We start from the raw sequence: 19182 nt of genomic DNA, 5'->3' as shown, positions 1-19182 counted from the left end.
TCACGGCGAGTCGCCACGGCTGTGACGAGGCACTCCGCGTGCGCCCTCGAGGATCGCGCCCGACAGCTTTGCGCCCGACAGCTTCGCCCCGGTCAAGTCCGCGTTGCTCAGGTCTGCATGGGTCAGGTTTGCGCCGCGCAGGTCGGCGCCGGCCAGGTCCGCGTCAGTCAAGTCCGCGTCGATCAGGATCACGCCGCGCAGGTCCGCGGTGCTCAGGTTCGCGCCGCGCAGGTCCGCGTTGCTCAGGTTCGCGCCGCGCAGGGACGCGCGGGTCAAGTTGGCGCTCGAGTCGGCCGCACTGGTTTCGTCGGCTTCCTCGGCCCTGCTCAGGTGCGCGTTGTGAAGGTTCGCTCCGCCGAGGTCCGTGCCGGTCAGGTCGGCCGCGCCCAAGCGCGCGTGCCGTGGCAATTGCTCCGGACGGCACCTGGCTCGCCACCGCGGACTGGCGCATGGAGCGCGTTGTCACGCTGATACGGGCCGACGGCCCTCTGTCCGCCTGTGCCTGGACACCCGACGGTCGTGGCACAGTGGTCAGCGGTGCTGGAGGGGTGCGCTTCTACGAGTTCTCCCTGGACGCCTGATCCAGGCAGCCGTCACCCTGGCATCTCTGCTGATGTGGGCATGAAGGCGCCGAGGTGGCTGCCGATGGATCGGGCGACCTCGGCGTGGGCGAGGTATTCGACGATGCTGTGGGCCCGGTCGCGGGCGTTGACCACGGCGAGGTCGGACAGGCCGTCCGCCCAGTCGTCGCCCAGCGGGCATCCGATGGCCACCGCGTCGGTCGGGGACCAGGTGTTGAGCCAGTCCGCCACGATGTCCGGACGCTTCGGCCCGCCGACGAGCAGTCTGCTGTACACGCTGTCCAGGCCGAGGGGACTGCCCGCCGTGGTCAGGTGGACGCGGTTCACCCCGGGGGACAGCCGGGTGGTGAGATCCATGCCGACGACCGTGCCGAGGCTGTGACTGACGAGGACCACGTCCCCCGTGTCCGGCATCGTCTCGAGTACGCAGTCCAGGACCTCGTCCCGGATGCGCCGGTCGTCGAGGTACGCGGCCACGTCACGGAAGACCAGGGCGATGGCCCAGGCGTCGACGTCGCTCCTGGCGGCCAGCCAGCTCAGCCGCTTCTGCAGGGACCCGACCACGTCACCCAGGCCGATCCGTTCGGTGGCCAACTGGCTCTCGTGCGGCATGTCCCACTTCGTGGCCGCCTCGCCGATGATCTCCTCGTACACCGCGCGGGCGGTGGGCGTGGCCGGTGCGACCGCCTCCGCCGCCCTGGCGGCCGGCGCCTCGGTGAAGTGGGGGACGGCCTCGTGCGCGGTGAGGGCGTGCACCAGCCGGTCGCCGTAGTAGGGGAACCAGACATCCGCCGGGTCGACCGGAGGGAGCCCGGCGCGGACGAGCCCCTGGTTGAGTCCGGCCGCCCATGCGCGGCGCAGTTTCTCGGGGTCCTTGCCTTCCTGGGAACGACCGTGCAGGAAGACCAGATGCCGTCCGCCGCCGAACGCGCCGTCCCGGGCGCGCAGGCCCGCACGCGCGGTGGCCCGCTCGACGGCCGGGAGCGACGCCGCCACGGCGGGAGCCGGAGCGGTCACCGGAGCCGTCATCGGAGCCGCCGCCGGACCCTCGGTGGCCTCCCCGAGGCGCAGCCCCGACTCCGGGCCCATCTCGGCCAGCAGCGCCCGCTGCCGGGAGGTGAGGGGCAGGGCGGCGAGGTGGTTCAGGACGGAGCTGATGCGTACGCCCTCGTTGGACACCCAGTCGATGGAGTCGTCGCCGTCACCGGGCTGCCAGACCTGCCCGTCGCGGCGCAGGACGCGGCCCTGTTCGTCGGTCCTGGGCACACCGCTGTGGTGGAGCGCGACGACCTCCCACTGGTCGTTGAAGACGGGAGAGCCCGAGTTTCCCGGCTCGGTGTCCGTCTTGTAGTGGAGGAAGTCGTCGAGGCGCACCTGGAGCATGTTGTCGCGTACGGCGATCTCCTTCAGGCGCCCCATCGGATGGCCGATGACGTTGACCGGTTCGCCGATCACCAGCTTTCCCATCTGCGTGCTGAGCCGGTTCCAGCCGAACGTCTCCCCCGGGGAGCGCAGGTCCGGGCCGGGGGCGACCAGCACCAGAGCGAAGTCGAGCGTCGGGTCCGCGACGAAGAACCCGTCGGGGTCGAGTTCCAGCCGCGTCGGTGGCTGCGGTGTGTTGTCGACGGTGACCTGGGCCTCGAACTCCACGAAGCACTGCCGGGCGGCCTCCGCGTCGGTGAGCACGTGATGGTTGGTCATCAGCAGGCTCGGCGACACCAGGAAGCCGGTGCCGATGGGCAGCTCGCGGCCGTTCTCCCGCACCGAGATCCGGGCGACGGTGCGTGCCGCCCGGGCGCCGCGCGGCAGGAAGCTCCAGGCCTGAAGGTCCCTGGACACCCCGAGGATGCGTTCGTACGCGGCGGTCGCGGCCAGCGGTTCCGCCCGGACGGCCTCCACCACCATGGCGGCGGGCACCGCCTGCCGGTCGAGCAGTCGGGCCGCGCGCGCCGCGAGCGCCTCCTGCGAATCCGGGAAGGTGACCCCGGCGTCCTGCCGCTCCTCGGCCGCCCGCCGTTCGTCGCCGGTCTCTCCGTACCGCGCGGCGGCCGCCGCGACCTGGCGCTCCCGTTCCTCACGGGACCTGTCCGTCGCTGCCATGTCAGGTCACCGTCCTTCCGGCGGTGTGCCACGGCACGAAGGCGTTCGTCAGCCCCGCGAGAGCCGGACGCAGCTCCGGGTGGTGGCGCAGCAGCACCGTGATCATGCTGTTGTCGTCGATCCAGGCCATACCGGCCTTGGAGTACACCTCGGGGGTGTAGTACTCGGTGAAGAAGCGGTCGCTGTTCAGCCGGCGCGAGGCCATCAGGATGAAGATGCGGAACGCCGTGTCGCTGAAGGCGAATCCGGCCGGCAGCTTCTCCGCGTACAGCCCGACCATGAGGTCGACCTTCTCGATGTCGTCGTCGTAGAGCCACTGGATCTGCTCGGCCCACGCCCGGTTCTCCGTCAGCTCCTGGAAGTTCGCCGCGGGCTTCAGCCGCAGCAGCCGCCGGAACTCGTTGTAGCGGGGGACACCCAGCTCCCGGGAGCGCAGGATGTCGGTGGCGGCGAGGTCCTGGAGTTGCCCGTCGGGGCGCTCGAACTCCTGAAGGAACCTGGGGAAGTTGTGCAGGGTGACCAGCCCGGGGTGGAGCGTGCCGAAGCTGTAGAGCAGATCGGTCATCCCGGTGGTCTCCAGGACCTTCAGCGCCCCGGGGCCCGAGATGTCGCGGAGGGTGCAGTGGCGCAGGCTCGTGTCGTCGGCGGCGGAGCGCAGATGCCACTCGTCGCGGATGAGCGGGTGCATGCGGTAGACGGCCACGAACTCCTCGGTGAGGGAGTACGGGACGCCGTAGTGGTCCGTCTCGCCGCCGGGGATGCCGCTGACGACCTCGCTGTCGCTGATCCGGCCGAAGAGGTCGTGGACGCGCTCGCCCGCGAGGCCCCACCAGTTGGCGCGCAGCGCCTTGACGGTGGTGGGGTGGCTGATCACGGCCGGTGTCCACTCCACGGTGTGGATCTTGGCGAGGAGCGCGGCGTTGACGAGCCGGGCGCGCTGGAAGAGTTCCTCGTCGTTCCAGGACGGGTACGCGCCGTGCAGGTGGTCGCAGATCGCGTTGTGCTCACGGGCGAACAGGTCGTGCATCATGGCGAGGCCCAGCCAGAAGCCGGGAACGCGCGAGGGGTCCCGGGAGGGGTCCGAGGGGACCGGGGACTGCTCGCCGTCCCACAGCCGCAGCTTGCCCAGTTCACCGGTGCGCATCTGGCGCTGCTCGGTCTCGTTCGTCCCGTAGATCTGCGACGCGTCCCACCAGTGGGAGGACACGTTGACGCGGGTGTCGGGCGTCCCGGCGGGTGCCTGCGGGTCGCGGGTCGGGTCGTCCGGCGTCCGCATGATCCGCATGGGGTGTTCCGGCCACGGGTCGTCGTCCATGAGGGGCACTTCCCAGGGCCGTTCCGTGGGGCTGGTCCCGTGGCTGAACCAGTCTCGGACCATGAACTGAAGCCAGGTGGCGACCAGGGAGTTGACCGATTCGGCAGGGGTGAGCTCGTCGCGGGTGAGCAGCTCGCGGCTGACCTCGCGCGGGTTCGGCGTGGACAGTACGTCCGCGGGTGCGGCCGGTGCGATCCGGTCCAGCGGGATGTTCCGGCCGAAGCGGGTGCCCGCCATGCCCACCCGAGGCTCGTCGAGGTCGTTGTGGCTGCCGTCGGCGGTCCGGTTGACCTTGTGGGCCTCGGAGGGGGGTGCGGGATCGGGCAGATCGACCGAGGGCAGGTGGCCGGTGTCGTGGAGGTTCTTCTGCCGGAGCTTGACGCGCAGTCCGAGAAGCGTCAGCAGGCCCGGTATGACGGGCAGTCTGTCCCAGCCGAGGCGCCGGTCCACGAACTCGGCGCCGGCGGTGACGATCCGCCAGGGCAGTGACGTGCGGTATCCGGATGTGGTGGAACGTCGTGCGGCGCGTCGTTGCTTGCTCATCGCGGTACTCCTTGGGTGGTTGCTCCTTGGGCGGTTGCTCCTTGGGCGGTTGCTCCTTGGGCGGTTGCTTCATGGGCGGTCGCGGGGCTCAGGTTCGTCCGGGGCACGGCGGTTCGTAGTCCCGTTGCGGGATGTACTTGTGCCAGAGGGCGGGTGTCAGGAGGTTCCCAGTCGCCCGGCACACGTAGTCGACGGCGGCTTGGGCGGACAGCGGCAGGGTGTACACGGTGTACTCGCCAGTGCCGACGAAGAGGAATCGCCCGTCAGGGGAGAACTCGACTGCGTTGACCCAGTTGATGACTCCGGTCACCGGCAGTCCGTGGGCCCGCGCGCGGCCCCGCTCGTCGACGTCCCACAGCCGGAGTGTCGTGTCGGAACTGCCGCTGACCAGAGTGCGGCCGTCCGGGTTGAAGGCCAGGGTGTACACGATGTCCGTGTGGCCGGTGAGCGGGGCGCCCGTCGATGTGGGGCGCGCGCGGTCGGTGAGGTTCCACAAGCGGATCGTGCTGTCGTTGCCGGCGGCGGCGAGGGTACGGCCGTCCGGGCTGAAGGCGACGGCCTGGAGCGGCTCCGCGCTGGGATGCAGGGGTGTCCCCAGCGGCGTCGGCTGCGTGGGCTCGGCGATGTCCCACAGGCGGAGGGTGCCGTCTTGTGCCCCAGCGGCGAGCGTGCGGCCGTCCGGGCTGATGGCCAGGCGGTTGATCCGGCCTGCCCGGGTCTCCACCGGTGACCCCAGGGACGTGTGGCGGGACGGATCGGAGACGTCCCACAGTCGGACCGTACCGTCCGCGTCGCCGCCTGCCAGCGTGTGCCCGTCCGGCGTGAACCCGACGGCCAGGAGGCTGCCCTGGGGATTGTGCAGCGGACCACCCAGCGGCTGGGGTTCGGCCGGTGCGGTTACGTCCCATAGCCGGATGTCCGCTCCCGCGGCGACGGCCAGGACCCTGCCGTCGGGGCTGAAGGCGACCCAGTTGACGAACGGCGTATGGCCGGTGATCGACGTGCTGACCTGGCGGGGAGCGGCCGGGTTCGCGACATCCCAGAGACGGACGGTGTTGTCCTGGGAGCCCGAGGCGAGCAGCCGGCCGTCGGGGCTCACGTCCACGGTGTCGACGTAGCCGGTGTGCCCGCGCAGGATCGTCCGCGGGATGGTCCACAGGCGGATGGTGTGGTCGGCGCCCCCGCTGGCCAGCGTGGTGCCCTTCGGGTCGAAGGCCAGGGCCAGCACGGGCCCGGTGTGACCGTCCAGGGCGTTGGTGAGGTTCCGGACGTCGCCCGGATTCGTCACGTTCTCGAGCCAGATGGTGTTGTCGTCCCCGCCGTAGGCCATGAGGTTGCCCGTGCGGGAGAAGGCGACGGTGTTGACGACGTTGTTGCTGGCGGCGGAGTCGACCCGGACCGGTTTGGTGGGGTTCGTGACGTTCCACAGGTGGGTAGCCTGGTCGCTCCCGGCCACGGCCAGCGTGCGGCTGTCCGGGCTGAAGGAGACCGCCTGGGCGAAGCCGGGGAGCCCTGCCCTGTAGGAGATGTCGGCCGTCCGGCCGACGGCCGATGGGTGCCGACGGTCCGTCACCTTCCACAACCGCACCGTCCCATCGTTTCCGGCGCTCGCCAGCAGCTTGCCGTCCGGGCTGAAGGCCACCCCGTTCACCTCGTTCGCGGAGGCGGTGAGCGGCTTGGAAAGGGGCCGCAGGTGGCCGGGATCGGTGGTGTCCCACAGGTGAATGCGGCCGTCGTGCCCTGCCACGGCCAGGGCGTGTCCGTCCGGGCTGAAGGCGAGCGTTCTCAGGTCGCCGGTACCGTCACGGGCCGTGGTGCCGAGGCCATCCGGGTGGCCTGGGTCACGGATGTCCCACAGGCGTACGATGCCGTCCTCGCCCGTGCCGGCCAGGAGGCGTCCGTCGGGGCTGAAGGCGAGCGCCCGTACCGCGCCCTTGGGGCCGCGCAGCGGATCGCCCAGCGGGGCCGGTTGGCCCGCGCGGGCGGTGTTCCACAGCCGGATCGTGCCGTCGCCGCCGGCGCTGGCCAGCACGCGTCGGTCCGGGCTGAAGCCAACGGCGTTCACCCGGTCGGTATGGCCGGTCAGCACGGTGGCCAGCGGCACGTTCTGGGCACCGAGCAGGTGCGTCTCCGTCGACGCGGCCGGCGACATTCGGTGTGCGACCAGATTCAGCTGGGCGGCCAGCGACGGGTCGGTCGCGCGCGCCAGGTCGGCCTGGGCTCTGATCTCGCCGAGGATGGCGGTGTTGCGTTCCTGCTGTGCCGTGTCGCGCTGCTGGAACGCGAGGACGGCGGACAGCGCGGCGAGGAGGGCAAGCACGGTCAGGCCGGCGACGACCCCCTGGCGGATCCGGCGCGTGCGGTGCCGTTGCCGTACCGAGGCGGCGATGAACGCGGACACGTCCGGATCGACCTCGCCCGTGCCCTTGTCGTCGGCCAGGGCACAGGCCTCGTCCAGGCGGTGGCCCCGGTACAGCAGCCCCGGGTCGTGGTCGGCGTCCTGCCACGCGGTGGTCGCGTCCTCCAGCCGCTGGCGTGCCATGTACTGGGCGCGGTGGGCCTCGATCCACTGCCGCAGGCGGGGCCAGGCCCGCAGCAGGACCTCGTGGGTGATGGTGACTGTGTCCTGCTCCCGGGTCAGCAGCCGTCCCCGGGTGAACGTTTCGACGACATCGGCCGTCTCGTCGGATTGCGTGCCGTGGCTCAGCAGTTCGGCGTACCGCACCGGGCGACGCGTGTCGTGGGTGCCGTCGCCGAACTTGACCAGGCGTAGAAACACGGACTGTGCGGTGTGCTGCGCCTGCGGGTCCAGCCCGTCGAAGCAGCGGTCCGCTTCGGCCGTCACGCTGTGCGCGATGCCGCCGGTGGCCTCGTAGCCGTCCACGGTGAGGACGTGGCCCGCCCGGCGGAGCCAGGTGGCCCGCAGGGCATGGGCGAGCAGCGGAAGCCGGCCGATCTCGTAGGCGTCGGCTTCGTCCGTTCCTGGCTGTGGGTGGTCCGGTGCCGATGCCCCGAGGTCGCGCAACAGGACCTGTACGAGACCCGGTTCGACATCCAGTCCGACTGCTCGGGCGGGATGAAGGATCGCCTCCCGCAGCCCGGCCCGGGACAGCGGCCCGACGATCACCTGGTTGCGTTCCACCGCTTCGAGGAGCCTGGGATGTGTGGCGCACTGGGTGTAGAAGTCCGAGCGCAGGCCGAAGACGACGAGGCCGACGGGCGCTTCGCCGTCCGGGCCCGGGGCCGCCATGCCCAGGACTGTGGCCAGGAATTCCCGCCGCTCCCGCTCGTCGGTGCACAGCGTGAACAGTTCCTCCAACTGGTCCACGACCAGCACCAGGCGGCGTTCCTCGCCGTTCCCGCCGTCGTCCACCGCGAGGGCGCGCCGCAGCACGGCGGGCCGCCACAACGGCGCGCCCGACCCGTTGCCGGAGGCTCCTCGCGCCCCGTCCACAACCTCTGACAGACGGGACCCGAGGGCCGCCATCGGCTGTGCGCCTGGGGTCAGACACAGACGCGGCCAGCACGCCGAGCCCGGCAGGGCCCCCCGGCCGACCTCGGCCAGGAGTCCCGCTCTGATCAGCGAGGACTTCCCCGCTCCGGAGGGCGCGACGACGACCAGGGCCCCACCCACCGTGAGGCAGGTGTCCAGCCGGACCAGCAGCTTGGCCACGAGCGCGTCCCTGCCGAAGAAGTACTGGGCTTGTTCGGCGCTGAACGCGGCCAGACCGGGGTACGGGCACTCCTGGGACGTCGCGGCGGCGTGCACACGACGGGCCGTGCGCACCCCGTCCTCGTAGTGCAGGTGCAGGTCCCGCTCCGACACGTACAGGTCCCGGCGTGCCTGGTAGATCCGGGCCCGTTCCGAGGCGTGGGCCTCCAGCCGGATCCCCTCTCCGTCCCCGGGATCTCTGTCGGCGGGACTCATGACCCGTAGATGTTCTGGTCGCGTCCGGCCTGGTACACCCGCCCGTGTCCGGATGCCTCTGCCCGGAACGTATGAGATCCGGTGTGGGTGCCGTTCTCGTGCCCCAGGAGCGGGGCGATTTCTTCGTCGATCAGCTGCCGTAGTCCGTCCACCAGCGCGGGGTCGTCCCGCAGCAGTGCGGTCAGACGGGTCGCCCAGGCTGCGACGAGGTGCGATTCCGATTCCTCGTCCCGCGCTCGGCGGGCCGTCAGCACGCGGTCTCGCGAATCCACGAACGCGGCGTACACCTGCTCTGCCTGATTCGGACGTATACGTCGCCACCAGGTTACAAGGGCCTCTCGTGCCTGCTGCCATGTGTCCACGGCCATCGCTCCTACCAAGGACGTGGCCGCGGACATTACGATTTCATCCATCGCCATCAACTTCCTTAGGGCGCGATATGCAATCATTCGCATTTTTTGGCAGTTTGGTTGACACAAGAAAGGTCGAGAGGAAGAATTTCTCGCCAATGGCTCTCCCTGGTTCCCGGTCCGCCGAAGTCGGCGCGGTACCGGTACCGGCTGGGCCTCCGAGACGAGCCTGGCGAACTCCGCTGGTCGCCCGACACTGTGGGGCTTCCAGGTTTGCCTTGGTGTGCGGCCCCACAAGGGTTTCGAACGGCGTCTAAATGGTCGCGCTGCGGATTCGTGACTGTGGGGGAGAAGAATCAATGGGGCTCTACGACGGCATCTGGTTGCTCGTGGATCGTAGGCTGGCGAGGGCCTCGTGAATTGCTCGCCGCAGGCGTCGAGTTCGTCAGATGTGGGGCCGATGCTCCGAAGGGATGCCGCGTACTGAGGTCATCACGGCCCGTATCGTTTTCTCATTCAACGTCTCGCAGCCGTTCGCCCGACCGCGTCTGTCCTCCGTTTACAGATATTCTCTCCCCAATAGCGCCCCTTGTGCATCTGGAGGAAGTCGAGGCCAACCGGTGTCAGGGGCTTCGTCCCTCCGGCGGAGTGTCCGACTTGGTGAGTTGGAATTCTCCGAAGTGGATCCACGGTGTTGCTGATGGTGCCGATGCCCTCGAACGTCATGGTGACGGTGTCGCCGGAGCCCAGGACGTCACCGGGGCGGATCCAGGTGCCGCGGGAGGCGTACGCCGTCATCTCCTCGAACGTCCAGGCCATGCTGGCCGGTCGATCCTGACCGACGATCTGGGCCAGGCAGACGGCCAGACAGCCGGCGATGATCGTGCCGGTGTGGCGTGCCGTGGCGACCGGTGCGGTATCGGGCGACGGGGCGGCGGGTCGGTCGTAGGCGGGGGTGGAGACCATGTCTCCAGGGCGGACAGCTGCCGGCCGCCTGCTACTTCACGACGATCCTGCGCTGGATCCGAGCGGAGCCGGCCCCCTTCGACCTCCACCAGCGACTCGCCGGCGCGCTCGGCATCATCCTGCGGGGCCTCCTCGGCGGCGAAGCGGCCTGACGCGGCACGTCACGAGCCGGCGGGAACGGCCCCGCGTCGCTCGAGGCCGTCGCAGGCGCTTACGGCGGGAACGTGATGCGTGCGCCCGGCCGTGGGCTGCCGCCGACACGGGCGGCGAGCGACCTGTCCGCACGGGCGTCAGGGGTGCGATGCGGTGTATTCAGGACATATGGCTCATCGACGACTGCGCGTAGATCACCAGCTGCCGGAGCCACGGCACGCGCTGCTGGCGCTGCCGATCGCGCTGATCGCGCTGGTCTCGGTGGCCGACATCCTGGCCCCGGCCAACGTCCACCTCGGGCCCTTCCTGGTCGCCGCACCCGCTGTCACGGCGTCGTTCGCCGGGCCCCGGGCGACCGCGTGCGTCGGCGCGCTCGCCGTCCTGGCCCAGGCCGTGGTCGCGGTGGCGCGCACCAGCCTCGTCGACCTGAACCACACCGTCCAGATCATCACGCTGATCCTGATGTCGGCGTTCGCGACGTCCATCGCCGCCCGGCGAGAACGCCATGAGAAGGAACTGACCCAGCTGCGCTCGGTGGCGACGGCCGCACAGGAGGTGGTGCTCAAGCCGCTCCCCCACCGGATCGGTCCGCTGCGCATCGCCTCCGTCTACCTGGCCGCCGAGACCGCGGCGCAGATCGGCGGCGACCTGTACGCCGCAGCCCGCACGGCCCAGGGAACCCGGATCGTCATCGGCGACGTCAGGGGCAAGGGCCTGGAGGCGGTCGGGGACGCCGCCCTCCTCCTCGGCGCGTTCCGGGCCGCGGCCCACCGGCAGGCCGACCTGTCGGCGCTGGTCGCCTTCCTGGAGGGGACCGTCTCCTCGGACCTGGACGACCCCGCGGCCCCCGAAGACAGAACGAAGGACCGCGGCGAGGCGTTCATCACCGCCGCCGTACTGGACGTCCCGGACGACGAGCCGGTCCTTCGCCTGATCAGCTGCGGGCACCCCCCACCGCTGCTGCTGCGCGACGGCGAGGTCGGCCTCCTGGAAGTGAGCCGGCCCGCACCGCCGCTGGGCCTCACCGAATTCGGGGAGACCGATCTCTCCACGGAGACGTTCGCCTTCGAGCCCGGCGACATCGCCCTTCTCTACACGGACGGCGTCATCGAGGCCCGCGACCGGGACGGCACGTTCTACCCGCTCACGGAACGGGCGGCCGACCCGTCCGGCAAAGGCCCCGACGCGCTCCTGGCCCACCTGTGCAAGGACCTGCTGCGCCACGCGGGCGGTCATCTGGGTGACGACGCGGCCATGGTGGCGATCGAGCGGATGTCCGAGTCGTCGTGAGCCGGGGCCGGACCGCTCCCGCGACGGGCGATCACTACGGGGCTTCGCAGATGATCTCGTCACGTGGCGTGTAGTGGGTGCGGAACGGCTCCCGCTTCACTTCCTCGCCGTCGTTGCGGAAGACACGATCGACGGTGACGTCGAAGCCCTCGAGCGGCGTCTGCGGCACGCACCGCGGGTCGGCGCTCACCTTGTGCTCCGGCTGCTTCACCTGGGTGCGAGGTCCGTTGACCGACGTGACCTCGTCGTACTTCCTGGTGCCCAGGAAGCTGACGGTCACCGAGGTGTCGGTGGACTCGGCCTGGATGTAGAGGGCCTTGCCGGAGTCGTTGGTGAACCTCAGATCGAGACTGCCCCAGGCGACCGTCGCCTCGCGGCCCTCCGGGTAACGCTCGATGTAGAAGGAGTGGGCGCCGTACTCCACGGGCTTGACGCCGGCGAAGAACATCGCGTTGAACACGGTCGTGGCCACGGCGGAGACGCCACCGCCGGGCGCCTTCGTGAACTGGTCGTCGAGGATCATGATGCCCTCGACGAAACCGTTGCTCTCGGTGCGCTCCCCGACGGTCCGGTTGAAGCTCCAGGTCTCGCCCGGCATGACCACGGAGCCGTTGATGAGTTCCACGGCCCGGCCGATGTTCTTCGTGCGGTACGGGGCCGGTTCGAAGTTGACGGTGAAGGAGGACATCTTCTCCGTCAGCCCGAGCCGCGCGGCGTTCTCGCCGGTCACCTCGGGCTGGCTCCGCAGCGCCGCCACCTCCCCGGTGCGGGCGGTGCCCGATCCGGTGAGCAGCGGCAGCACGGCCTTGCCCAGCGCCTTGTCGGTGATCTGGATGCCGGTCCGGCCGACGTCGGCCACCACGACCCGGTCGCCGTCCAGCCGCAGTGCGGCGTTCTCCGGCGTCGTGGTGATGCCGGCCAGCGCGCGCGCCACCGAGGGGGCGGAACGCAGGCCCTTGTCGTCCAGCTTCGGTGTCAGCCGGCCCGAGTCGTCCGGCCGCATCGTCAGGTGCTCACCGAGAACGGTCGGGCTGATCGTGAACCGCTTGCCCTCCGTGGTGAGCGTGACGGGCGCGGACATGGCCGGCTGCGCGAAGTCCCGCACCGTCCGCCGCACCTCCTCCGCCGAGACCTTCGGCTCGGTCTCCCGGGCGGGCAGGGCCGTGACCGCGCCCGCCTCACCGCGCAGGAAGGCCGTCCGGAGCGGGCCGACCGCGGCATCCACGTCCAGTGCGGCGCCACGCCGCGGGGCGACCTGCTCGACCCGGCCGTCGGCGAACGTGACGGCGCCGTCACGGACCTTCTGGTCGAGCGTCTTCGCCAGCTTCCCGAGAGAGCTGCGCGCCTTGTCCTCGTCGAGGCGTACGACCGGCTCGATGTCACCGCCCGAGCGAAAGAACCCGCCGATCACGCTGAACGGATCGGAGGCGGTGCGCACCGCCCGGTCGACGGTCCGCTCGGCGTCGAAGGCGATGCCGGCCTGCCGCGGGTCGACGGTCCCGGTGCGGTCGCCGACCTTCACGGCCAGCTCCCGCGGGCCGGCCGCCGTCAGGCGCTCGTCCAGCTCGTCGATGGCCTCCGTGCGGCTGAGGCCTCCGATGTCCACCCCGCGCACCGTCGTGCCGGCCTCGATCTCACCGCCCGTGAGCAGCAGCCCGGCAAGATACACACCGCCCACACCGACGGTCAGCGCACCGCCCGCGAGGGCGAGGGGCGGCACGGAGGCTATTCGGGGGCGCATGGGTCTCCTGGACGGACGATCGGCAGGTGGTCCACCCCGATGACGCGACGCCGCGTGGAGGGACACCGCGCAGGGGTAAGCGCCTCAAGCTACCCATAACGGACTACAAGTGCATATGGCCCAGAACACGTATGTTCCAGATCACGTCGGGCGTCCGGCCGGGACGACGACGTGGCGGCGTGGGCCGACCCGGTGGCCGATCCCGGTGTCCCGCGCAGGAAACACACGGTGTTCCGGCACAGCCGGTTGACTCCCACTCGGTGCCCGGCGACCGAGGAGGAAGCGGCTGTGACGGACGACGAGATCCTCCTCGGCATCGCGCTGACGCTGGTGCTCGCCACCGGATCGCAGATCCTGGCGAGCAAGCTGAGAGTCCCCGCCCTGATCCTGCTGCTGCCGGTCGGCTTCACCGCGGGTGCCCTGACCGACGTCATCCACCCCGACCGGCTGGTGGGGCCGGAATTCTCCGCCCTGGTGTCCCTGTCCGTGGCGGTGATCCTGTACGACGCCGGTCGGGGACTCGACCTGCGCAACCTCACCGGCCGGACGGGCGCCGTCGTGGGCAGGCTGCTGGTGTTCGGTGTGGTCCTGACCTTCCTGGCCGTCTGGCGGTCGGCCCGGCGCTGTTCGACATGCCGCTCAGGGTGGCGTCGATGCTGGGCATGATCCTCGTGGTGTCCGGCCCGACCGTCGTGGGTCCGCTGCTCGACTACGTGCGGCCCACGGAAAGGGTGCGGCACGTCCTGATCTGGGAAGGGACACTGACCGACCCGATCGGCGGCATTCTCGGAGCACTCACCTTCCACGCCATCGCCACGACACACCGCATCGACATCGGCAGGGGCTACCAGCTCGGCCAGTTCCTGATCAGCATGGGCGTCGGCCTCGCCGGCGGGGCGGTGGGCACCGCGCTGCTCTGGCTGACCCGGCGCACCCTCCGGCTCGGCGAGACGCTCGGCACGCTGGCCGGCTGGCGGTGGCCGGCCTCGACGGCAGGGCGGTCCAGCCACTGCCGGCGGGTGGAAGCAGCTCCGTCAGGGGGTGGCGGAAGCTGTCGTCGGCCAGGTAGAGCAGCTCCGAGGGGGCCTGCTGGGACTCGACGTTGACTGCGGCCCGGTAGTGGGTGCCGGCGTCGTCGGTGAGGTGGATCTGATAGTGCGGGGTGTCGCTGGATCCCTCCCGGCGCCGGTCGACGGCGCGGGCGGCCAGCACACCGTATTTGTCCAACGGCATGGTTCATCCTCCGAATGCGGTGGAAGGGCACGGCCACGCGCGGTCGTGCCGACGGGACGGGAAAGACCGGATGCGGGACGTTGTCGACGCCGTCCGCTCCTGGCGTTGTCCCCGGCCGTGCCCACGTGAGACAGGCCGCCGCCCGATGTTCACCCGCTTGGTGTGCAGGGCGCTCCGACTCCCGGCGGGGCGTTGTCGAACGACCGACCTCACGGCTACGTGGTGTGCGGTGACCGGCGGAGGCGCAGGACGTGCTCGTCGCAGTGCACGATCTCCCACGCGCGTTCCGGACGGTCGCTCTGGGGGAAGGTGACGGTCAGACGGCGGCCCTCTGTGAGCTCCCAGCGGCCGGCGATCGTGTCCTGGGCGTCACCACGTCCGACGGGACGGTCGATGAACGTGCCGTCCGAAGCGAACTCCATCCCACCGCGCCCACGCGCGGGCGGGAAGGGGTGGTCGGCCGGCCGATACACCGTCACACCCTCGCTGTCCTCCTCGAACGAGTGCATCCAGCGTCGGAACAGGCCGGCGGGAAGCTCATCCATGATCGACCATCTCCGCTGTCGCCCATTGGTCGCTGTCGATTGGCCGCCATCACCCATTAGCCATGGCGATTTGCCAAATTGCCCGGTTCGTTGCTATATGCCTACACTTTTCATTATATGGGCTCATGGGTGGGGCGCGACGGCCGCGAAGTCCGCTCAGTCCGCGAAGTCCGCGAAGTCCGCCACCGGAGCCCGTGCCTCCCCTCTCCGACGACCCGATTCGGAGGCTCACCATGCCCGGAACCCCGTCCTCCTCCCGTGTCACCTCCCCCGACTACAGCCGCTGGTGCGGCGCGATGGAGGTCCATCGCAGGCTCCTGGACCAGAACCCCGAGTACGCCGGCAACCGCTCGTTGGTCGAGAACACCGCGGCCGGATACGAAGCGGGGCGGGAGTCGACGACCAGGTCGGGTGTGACCGACATCCCGGTCGTCGTGCACGTGGTGCACAACACCCCCGAGCAGGACATCAGCGACGCCCAGATCAACAGTCAGATCCACGTCCTCAACCAGGACTTCCGGATGAAGAATCCCGACGTCTCCGGCGTGCCCGCGGTGTGGCAGGCGACAGCGGCGGACGCGCGCATCGAGTTCCATCTCGCCACCACGAGCCCGCTCGGCCAGCCCACGAACGGCATCACCCGTACTCCGACCTCGCTCCGGGACTTCGACACGGACGACGCGGTCAAGTTCTCGCTGGGCGGCGGCCAGGACGCCTGGCCGGCGGACAGCTACCTCAACATCTGGGTCTGCCAGCTGCGCAGCGGTCTGCTCGGTTATGCCCAGTTCCCGGGCGGCGCCGGCGCCACCGATGGTGTGGTCATCACCCACAGCGGGTTCGGCACGACGGGCACCGCCGCCGCACCGTTCAACGGGGGCCGCACGGCCACGCACGAGATCGGTCACTGGCTCAACCTTCGGCACATCTGGGGCGATGACGGCGACGGCTGCATCGGCGACGACTACGTCGCCGACACTCCGAACCAGGCAGGACCCAACCTCGGCACTCCGGGCTTCCCGAAGACCTCATGCGGCAACGCGCCGGACGGCGACATGTTCATGAACTACATGGACTACACCGACGACGTGGCCATGTTCATGTTCACGGCGGGCCAGGTGGCCCGGATGGACGCCACCCTCGACAACGCCCGCCAGGCCCTCACCCGCCAGGCGGTCCACGCCTAGCGACTCCAGGCGCGGGCATTCAGAAGCGCAGGGGTACGATCGTCGGCAGTTCCGGGTAGACGTGCCTCCACTGGCCGGTCACGCAGTCGACGACCTTCGTCTCGTCCTTGGCGGAGGCGGCGAAGTCCGCGAGGTTGCGTTCCTCGGTCGTCAGGCGGACGCCCTGGCGTTTCACGCAGGCGCCGACCGCCGCCCTGAGGGCCTTGTCCATCACCTGGGGCCGCGCCTCGACGAAGGTCGGTTCCACGAGGGACAGGTGGGCGAGGTTGCAGGTCTGGACGGCCTCGTTGTAGGTGTCCGGGTCGCCGCTGGGCGTGATGTCGTAGATCAGCGTCAGATTGTCCGCGGGGCTGCGCACCGGGTCGCCCACGGCGTAGCCGGCGTCCCGCACGCAAGAGACGAACCGGTCCACCGCCGTACGGTATTCCGCGGCGGTGACCTTCCCGTCGCCCAGTGCCCACTCCTGACCGGGCAGCGGAATGTCGCCGGAGCGTTCCCGGCCGCCGCCGTCGCGGGCCGGGGCGCAGCCCACGACGACGGCGGCCAGGAGCCCCGCGACGACGAGCGTCGCTCGGCGCATGGGTCAGGACCTGGTCACATTGCAGGCGTCGCAGCCCCAGTGCAGGCCGTACCGGTCGGCCACCGGGTTGGTGGTGTCGGTGGCGTACGCGCGGCTGCTGGTGCCGTACACGCGGGTCGTCCAGTAGCCGTTGTTGCGCTCCAGGGCCGCGCTCAGCCGGCCGGCGCAGTCTCCCGACGCCTTGGTGGTCAGGGCCCAGCTGAAGCTTCCGGTCCAGCCGCTGGAGACGCGGTTGGTGCCGCAACTGCGCGACACCTCACGGTTGTTGCCCAGCGCCTGGGCGTCGGTCGCGGCGATCACCGGGGTGATGACCATCAGCGCCGTCACGGCGGCCGCCGCCGCGCTCTTCCGCGGGGACCAGGGGAATCTCACTGCCATGTTCCTCACGCTTCCTTTCGGAACCGGGAATCGGGGTCAGGAGAGGAACGCTACGGAACCCGCCCGCACGGACGTACCTTTTGCATGTACAGGCAAAAGCGGCACATCGCGGTGGATTCCGTGCCCGGGTTCAGGCGCCGTGCAGCAGCGCGGTGCCCAACCGCGTGCGCGTGTGCAGCACGGACGTGCCCAGCCGCTCGGTGGCGACCAGGCCGGCCTGGCGCAGCGCGGCGGCATGGCGGCTGGCCGTGGACGCGGAGACGCACAGCCGCGTGGCGAGCGCGGTGGTGCTGTGGCCCGTGTCGAGGAAGCGCAGCGCGGCCGCGCGGGTCGGTCCGATCAGGTCCTCGAGTCCCTGTCCGCAGGGTCCGCCCCGTCCGCCCCCACCGCCCCGGCCGCCCGGTCCGGCCGTCGGCGGCTGCGGGATCCACAGCCGGGAGCGTTCGACCGGGTAGATCAGGACGGGCGGCAGTTCGGGGTCGGCGAAGCCGATCGGATGGTTGTGGCAGAAGAAGCTGGGGATCAGGTACAGGCCGCGCCCCGCGAGCCGGAGGGTGCGCTCCACCGGGTAGCTGACCTCCAGCACCGGGGGCCGCCAACGCAGCCCGGGGCCCAGGCTGTCGAGCAGGGCCTCGCTGCCCTGCTCCAGGAGCAGTTCGGCTCGGCAGACCGTGTCGCGCCTGGCCCACGCCAGCGCCGCGGGAGCGTACGGGGCCAGCGCGACGGCGTGGTAGCGGCGAAGGGCCGCGCCCAGCCGGCGCAGCGCGGGAGGCCGTCCGGCGGCGATGCCGTCGAGCCGGGGCGACGGACGGGACCGCGCCCCGACGAGCCGGTCGATCTCGGTGCGCAGACGCCGTCCGCCCGTGGACAGGACCACCTCGATCCCGGCGTCGAGGACGGTGGTGTGCCCCGGTGGAGTCAGGAAGTCGGGGAAGTAGGAGCTGATGGGGGCGATCGCCGTCAGCAGCTGTACCTCCTGGCCCAGGCCGGCGTCGGCCAGGGCCTTGCGGGCGGCGCGCTTCCACGGGGCGAAGAACGGGTTCGGGCTGACGAGTTGGTGCAGGCTCAGGATCGTTTCCCACATGACGTCCGGCTCTGTGGCCAGACGTAAGCGTCCTAGATCGGTACTGCTGAAGTGAATGCGAAGCACGGGTCCCCCTCCGGTCGCATGATGTGGACGGTGACGGGGTGCTGCCGGGGGGTTCGGCTCAGTGCGGTCACCCGCTCGGTGTGACGAGCGGACACTGGTGGACCGGCAGCACAGAACTCCGATTCCATGAGAAGCGAGCGGAGTAAACGTCGTCTTGGTGTTTCCTTGCCGTCCCGGGACGCCCGCCCGCCGCCGCCGGTCTCAGCCCCGGCGCCCCGAGAGCCGCACCCCGCCGACGGCGCCGCCCGTGAACAGGGCGCTCACGGTGTCGTAGAACCGCAGCAGCCGACCGGCGAGGGGTTCGCCGTGCAGCCGGACCCGCTGCGTGAAGTCCCGCCGGAAGGCCGTGGCCCGGTCGCGCACCCACGGCAGCCACAGGGCGGTGGCGTCCGTCCAGGTCACGTCGGTGAGGCCGGCCCGGTCCAGGTCCTCGCGGTAGCGGGCCTCGTCCGGGAGCCAGGGGCAGGCGACGAGCTCGGCGAGGTCGGCCCGCTCCGCGCCGGTCAGGGGGCGGCGGGCGTAGAAGTCCTCGACGTAGAAGGTGCCTTCGGGACGCAGCAGATCCCGGCAGACGCCGAAGAGCTCGGCGCGGTGCGGGATGTGCAGGATCGCCAGGAGCGAGATCAGATGGTCGTACCGCTGGGACCAGTCCGGGCCGCCCAGGGTCAGGGCGTCCGCCCGTACGGCCCGGACCTGCTCCGACAGACCGCACAGCGAGGTCAGTTCCTCGCTCAACAGGTGCAGTTCCGGCTGGAGTTCGACCGCCGTCACCCGGCACGCGTACCGCTCGGCGAGATAGCGGGCCGGGCCGCCGAGCCCGGCGCCGATGTCCACGACCCGCGCGCCCGGCCCGGCGCCCAGCCGTGCGACGGCGTGGTCGAGGGCACGGTGACCGAGGTAGTGCAGCTGGTCGTACGGTTCGAGGTCGCCCGGGGTGAGCGGGGCGGGGCGGTTCAGCAGGGGTGTCAGGGCGTCGCGGACGTGCTGGAGGTCGTACAGGGCCATACCGTCGAAGCGGCAGCCTTCGTGGTGTTCCGTCACGCCCGGCATCCTGCCCCGGGGGGACGGTCCGGGACCGACCTCGACGGGGGGCCGTCACCCCGGGGCGGGCGTCCGTCCCGGCGGCTCCCGCTGTCTAGGGTGGA

The 19182-nt window shown here is 70.7% G+C and carries 16 protein-coding genes and 2 pseudogenes; 5 read left to right on the top strand and 13 right to left on the bottom strand.

What is annotated here, in order from left to right:
- Nucleotides 1-390: a pentapeptide repeat-containing protein gene (locus ACZ6D7_RS00380; RefSeq protein ID WP_469481631.1), complete on the bottom strand. Its 390-nt coding sequence runs from the start codon at nt 388-390 to the stop codon at nt 1-3.
- A gap of 11 nt (nt 391-401) precedes the next feature.
- Here ACZ6D7_RS00380 and ACZ6D7_RS00375 point away from each other — a divergent pair, with 11 nt between their 5' ends.
- The gene (locus tag ACZ6D7_RS00375; protein WP_469481628.1) at nt 402-581 is read left to right on the top strand and encodes a hypothetical protein; all 180 of its coding nucleotides are present in this window, start codon (nt 402-404) and stop codon (nt 579-581) included.
- Nucleotides 582-593: 12 nt separating this feature from the next.
- Here the strand turns inward: ACZ6D7_RS00375 and ACZ6D7_RS00370 are convergent, their stop codons facing one another.
- From ACZ6D7_RS00370 to ACZ6D7_RS00350, 5 genes and pseudogenes are all read right to left on the bottom strand, one after another.
- A complete protein-coding gene (locus ACZ6D7_RS00370; RefSeq protein WP_469481625.1) occupies nt 594-2681 on the bottom strand; it encodes a trypsin-like serine peptidase in 2088 nt (695 codons plus the stop codon).
- Between the two features lies 1 nt (nt 2682).
- A complete protein-coding gene (locus ACZ6D7_RS00365; RefSeq protein WP_469481622.1) occupies nt 2683-4539 on the bottom strand; it encodes a peroxidase family protein in 1857 nt (618 codons plus the stop codon).
- Nucleotides 4540-4627: 88 nt separating this feature from the next.
- Nucleotides 4628-8467, bottom strand: a complete 3840-nt coding sequence (locus ACZ6D7_RS00360) for an nSTAND1 domain-containing NTPase (protein ID WP_469481619.1) — start codon at nt 8465-8467, stop codon at nt 4628-4630.
- The gene (locus ACZ6D7_RS00355) at nt 8464-8739 is read right to left on the bottom strand and encodes a hypothetical protein (RefSeq protein ID WP_469481614.1); all 276 of its coding nucleotides are present in this window, start codon (nt 8737-8739) and stop codon (nt 8464-8466) included. The genes ACZ6D7_RS00360 and ACZ6D7_RS00355 overlap by 4 nt, the downstream gene beginning before the upstream one ends.
- Nucleotides 8740-9504: 765 nt before the next feature.
- A pseudogene (locus ACZ6D7_RS00350) lies at nt 9505-9666 on the bottom strand (fumarylacetoacetate hydrolase family protein); the annotation flags it as partial.
- Between the two features lie 438 nt (nt 9667-10104).
- On the opposite strand from ACZ6D7_RS00350, the gene ACZ6D7_RS00345 reads away from it, so the two are divergent.
- A complete protein-coding gene (locus ACZ6D7_RS00345) occupies nt 10105-11226 on the top strand; it encodes a PP2C family protein-serine/threonine phosphatase (RefSeq protein ID WP_469481611.1) in 1122 nt (373 codons plus the stop codon).
- A 34-nt stretch (nt 11227-11260) separates the two neighbouring features.
- Here the strand turns inward: ACZ6D7_RS00345 and ACZ6D7_RS00340 are convergent, their stop codons facing one another.
- Nucleotides 11261-12967 (bottom strand): VanW family protein, encoded by a 1707-nt coding sequence (locus tag ACZ6D7_RS00340; RefSeq protein ID WP_469481608.1) that lies wholly within the window; start codon nt 12965-12967, stop codon nt 11261-11263.
- Nucleotides 12968-13255: 288 nt separating this feature from the next.
- On the opposite strand from ACZ6D7_RS00340, the gene ACZ6D7_RS00335 reads away from it, so the two are divergent.
- Both ACZ6D7_RS00335 and ACZ6D7_RS00330 read left to right on the top strand, forming a co-directional pair.
- Nucleotides 13256-13633, top strand: coding sequence for a hypothetical protein (locus ACZ6D7_RS00335; RefSeq protein ID WP_469481605.1), 378 nt, complete (start codon nt 13256-13258; stop codon nt 13631-13633).
- Nucleotides 13600-13845: pseudogene (locus ACZ6D7_RS00330) on the top strand (cation:proton antiporter); the annotation flags it as partial. The gene ACZ6D7_RS00335 and the pseudogene ACZ6D7_RS00330, both read left to right, overlap by 34 nt.
- Here the strand turns inward: ACZ6D7_RS00330 and ACZ6D7_RS00325 are convergent.
- Nucleotides 13835-14200 carry a DUF2278 family protein gene (locus tag ACZ6D7_RS00325; RefSeq protein ID WP_469481602.1) on the bottom strand — a complete coding sequence of 122 codons (366 nt, stop codon included), beginning with the start codon at nt 14198-14200 and terminating at the stop codon, nt 13835-13837. The pseudogene ACZ6D7_RS00330 and the gene ACZ6D7_RS00325 sit on opposite strands and share 11 nt — an antisense overlap.
- Before the next feature lie 215 nt (nt 14201-14415).
- Entirely contained in the window at nt 14416-14745 is a 330-nt protein-coding gene (locus ACZ6D7_RS00320) for a hypothetical protein (protein ID WP_469481599.1), read from the bottom strand.
- Between the two features lie 233 nt (nt 14746-14978).
- On the opposite strand from ACZ6D7_RS00320, the gene ACZ6D7_RS00315 reads away from it, so the two are divergent.
- Nucleotides 14979-15929 (top strand): zinc metalloprotease, encoded by a 951-nt coding sequence (locus tag ACZ6D7_RS00315; protein ID WP_469481597.1) that lies wholly within the window; start codon nt 14979-14981, stop codon nt 15927-15929.
- A 19-nt stretch (nt 15930-15948) separates the two neighbouring features.
- On the opposite strand, the gene ACZ6D7_RS00310 is transcribed toward ACZ6D7_RS00315, so the two are convergent.
- The 4 genes from ACZ6D7_RS00310 to ACZ6D7_RS00295 all read right to left on the bottom strand — a co-directional run bounded on the left by ACZ6D7_RS00310 (nt 15949) and on the right by ACZ6D7_RS00295 (nt 19078).
- Nucleotides 15949-16509, bottom strand: coding sequence for a hypothetical protein (locus ACZ6D7_RS00310; protein WP_469481591.1), 561 nt, complete (start codon nt 16507-16509; stop codon nt 15949-15951).
- 3 nt (nt 16510-16512) lie between these two features.
- Entirely contained in the window at nt 16513-16887 is a 375-nt protein-coding gene (locus tag ACZ6D7_RS00305) for a hypothetical protein (protein ID WP_469481588.1), read from the bottom strand.
- A gap of 130 nt (nt 16888-17017) precedes the next feature.
- Nucleotides 17018-17971, bottom strand: a complete 954-nt coding sequence (locus ACZ6D7_RS00300) for an ArsR/SmtB family transcription factor (protein ID WP_469481583.1) — start codon at nt 17969-17971, stop codon at nt 17018-17020.
- 267 nt (nt 17972-18238) lie between these two features.
- Nucleotides 18239-19078: an SAM-dependent methyltransferase gene (locus ACZ6D7_RS00295; RefSeq protein WP_469481581.1), complete on the bottom strand. Its 840-nt coding sequence runs from the start codon at nt 19076-19078 to the stop codon at nt 18239-18241.
- Nucleotides 19079-19182 lie beyond the last annotated feature (104 nt).

Source organism: Streptomyces sp. NPDC041784, assembly GCF_055591025.1.
The sequence above is the reverse complement of the archived record's forward strand: the minus strand, read 5'-3'. Positions and strand labels throughout refer to the sequence as shown.